General features: G+C 55.7%; 1 protein-coding gene. It reads right to left on the minus strand.

All coding sequences use genetic code 11. The annotated features are described in order from the left end of the window. Window positions 1-36 precede the first annotated feature (36 nt). Window positions 37-1,550, minus strand: a protein-coding gene (locus tag AYY17_RS21330) for an IS3 family transposase (RefSeq protein ID WP_457810181.1) whose coding sequence is annotated in 2 segments (ribosomal slippage) — window positions 37-1,115 and window positions 1,115-1,550 — 1,515 coding nt in all. Because the reading frame shifts where the segments join, the coding sequence is not laid out codon by codon here. Window positions 1,551-1,613 lie beyond the last annotated feature (63 nt).

Consider the following 1,613-nt stretch of genomic DNA (forward strand, 5'->3'; position numbering starts at 1 on the left):
CGGTAAGTGTCAAGGTAGTTGTCACCCTTTGTTAATTTAGGCAGCCTGTTTTTCCCGCTCAGGATTCAGGGTGACGGTCTCTTTTCTTTGCCAGTTCCGGGTATCTCCGGACCACCGTTCGGGATGGGTAGCTTTTGCTGTTTTGTACACTGCATCACGTTGTTTCAGCAGGGTAATATCCTCACCGGTATGCCGCTGCGACGGCGTGACATAGCCGATGCCGCTGTGCAGATGCCTGTCGTTGTACCACCGGGTAATTTTTCCCACCCATTTCCTTGCTTCCGTCAGGGTTTTAAAGCCCTGTGATGGCCACTGCGGCACGTATTTCAGGGTCCGGAACACGGATTCCGCATAGGCATTGTCATTGCTCACACGCGGTCTGCTGTGGGATGGCGTGATGTTCAGCTCATGCAGTTTCATCTGTAAGGTCTGTGATTTCATCGCCGCCCCGTTATCCGCGTGCAGTACCAATGGCTGACGCCAGCACCCCTCACGCAGGACTGTGCGCTGCATCAGCGCCGCCGCCTGTTCGCCGCTTTCGGTCTCATACACTTCGTAGCCGGTGATTTTCCGGCTGTAGATATCGAGTATCATGTAGAGATAAAACCAGCGTCCGCGCACCACCGACGGCAGCCAGGTGATATCCCATACCCAGACCTGACATGGCCCGGATGCGGTAAAGGTGGTCGGTACCGGTACTTTTTTCGGGCGCTGCTGACGCCCCCGGTGATGAAGTTCTCCGTGGCGGCGCAACACCCGGTAAAAGGTGGATTCACCCGCCAGATATATCCCTTTATCCGCCAGTTTCGGGACAATTTGGGACGGCGGCAGACTCGCGTATTCAGGTTGATGGCAGACAGTCAGTATCTGTTTTTCTTCTTCCGGACTCAGCTTGTTCACCGGCACCGGACGCACTGCGCCCGGTCTGCCGTCCGACGGGGATATCTGCCAGCGCCGCCAGGTCCGCAGACTCAGCTGAACTTCCCGGCAGGCAACAGCCAGCCGTGCGCCGGAGCTCACCGCCTCATTAATCCACCGGATAAACAGGGTGCGTTCGGATGCCGGAGTCAGTCGTCCCCGCCGGTTTCCCCGTAATAATCGCTGAGCTTTTTTCGCAGCACCAGGATTGCCGCCGCCTCCGCCAGGGCTTTTTCCTTGCGGACCAGCTCACGCTTTAACTGTTTGTTTTCCTTCTGGCTTTGCTTCAGTGCGGCTTTATCTCCGGGAGAGGATACCTGAAGAAAACCCTGTTTCCACTGCACCAGCTGCTCCGGATAGAGTCCTTTTTTGCGGCAGTATTCCGCCACTTCCGCTTCGCTGAGTGTGGCGGTTTCCACGATGGCGGCAAAGCGGGCTTCCGCCGGCCACTGTTCACTGTTTTTGTCTGCACCGGGCACGGGTTTTCCTTCTGATTTAGCCTGATTACGCCAGTTATACAGCGTAGCTTCGGATATTCCTTCCGTTTGTGCAACTGCGGAAACGGTCATGTTGTACGGCGGTAATAATTTAGCCAGTATGGCGGCTTTTCGTTCAGGTGAAATACGTTTCATGTGTCACTCCGCGCCCTCAGGTTTATTTTTCAGAGGGGGTGACAACTATCCTGACACTGAGGG

It is taken from the genome of Morganella psychrotolerans (assembly GCF_001676055.1).
Lineage (GTDB): Bacteria > Pseudomonadota > Gammaproteobacteria > Enterobacterales > Enterobacteriaceae > Morganella > Morganella psychrotolerans_B.